Source organism: Mesorhizobium sp. M2A.F.Ca.ET.067.02.1.1 (assembly GCF_004023285.1).
In the GTDB taxonomy this organism is placed as follows: domain Bacteria; phylum Pseudomonadota; class Alphaproteobacteria; order Rhizobiales; family Rhizobiaceae; genus Mesorhizobium.
The window spans coordinates 1-1,294 of the sequence record NZ_RZSB01001127.1 but is presented as its reverse complement, the minus strand read 5'-3'; the positions used below and the strand labels follow the sequence as shown (position 1 = coordinate 1,294).

Annotated in this window: 1 protein-coding gene and 1 pseudogene; one reads left to right on the top strand and one right to left on the bottom strand. The window is 64.5% G+C overall.

The genetic code is table 11. The features are described 5' to 3' along the window. Nucleotides 1-920, top strand: a 920-nt coding sequence (locus tag EOA28_RS36070) for an AraC family transcriptional regulator (RefSeq protein ID WP_245501686.1), incomplete at its 5' end; no start/stop codon positions are given. Nucleotides 921-930: 10 nt separating this feature from the next. On the opposite strand, the pseudogene EOA28_RS36065 reads toward EOA28_RS36070, so the two are convergent. Then, nucleotides 931-1,294: pseudogene (locus EOA28_RS36065) on the bottom strand (muramidase); the annotation flags it as partial.

Genomic DNA, 1,294 nt, shown 5'->3' with positions numbered 1-1,294 from the left:
GGCGGGCACCGCCAGAGAAGGATTATGCTTTCGAGGGTAATTTTGTGCTGCGGGACCTGATCGCCAATGGAAAGCTGATGCGGACGATTTCGCTGCCCCGCGGGCGCCAGCGGCTGCATGCCATGCCGACAAGCACCGGCTATGAGGTGCGCGAGGACGAAACCTATGACTGGGACGGCAGAAAGCGTGGCCAGACCCCGTTCACGGTGCTCCAGCACACGATAAGCGGCACCGGTCAGCTGCGCTACGAGAACCGCAACTACCGTCTGCAGGCGAACGACACGCTGCTGGTTCTGGTGCCGCACAATCATCGCTACTGGCTGGAGCAGGGCGACCGCTGGGAATACTTCTGGATCTCGATGAACGGTGAGGAGGCGCTGCGCGTCCACAAGTCGATCCTCAGCGTCTCCGGCCCGGTGTTCCGGCTGCAGCCGGCGACCGTCGATCACCTTGCCGATTGCAGCCTGCGGCTGATCAAGGGTGCCGCTTCGCCCGGCGCCGCCTCCGCGATCGCCTATGAGGCGGCGATGGCGCTTTACGACGATGTCTTCGGCTCGCACGCCTTCGCCGAGAAGCAGAGCGCCATGCAGTCGGTCATCGATCATATCAACGCCAATCTGGACAAGCCGCTGCCGGTAGCGGAGCTGGTCGAGATCAGCGGCCTCAGCCGCGCCCATTTCTCGCGCTGCTTCGCCGAGAGCGAAGGATTGCCGCCGGCGGAGTTCGTCCTGCAGCAACGCCTGCAGCGCGCGGCCAAGCTGCTCACCAAGGCCGATTTCCTGCCGGTCAAGGAGGTGGCTGTGCTCTGCGGCTTCGAGGATGCGAACTATTTCTCGAAGGTCTTCCGCTGTTTCTACGGCATCACGCCGACGCAGTTCCGCACCACCGGCATGTATGCGAGCCTGGGCAGCCATCGCTGATGCTTGGCATTCAGTGCCGCCTACGGTCCAGAGCGGTCGAAGCGGTCTTGACCGGATCGGCGGCGGCAAAGGCCGCGTCAACCTGCTCGGGCGTGTGCTGCTCGGTCTGCTTCCAGGCGACATATTGCACGATGCCGAAGCTCGGGCGCGGCGGCACCGTATTCACCACCGGCATGCGGAAGCCGTCGCGGAATTTTTCCCAGCGCGCGCCGAGCACCGCGACCATTTCCTCGACGGTCGGCGGCGTCGCCACGTCGGCATAGGTGATGGTGACTTTGCCGGCGAGCGCTTTTTCGCGCGAGACCGGCACCGGGATCGAGGCGAGATAATCGGCCGGCACGTCGAGCAAACCGCCAAACGCCCATTGCCGGCGC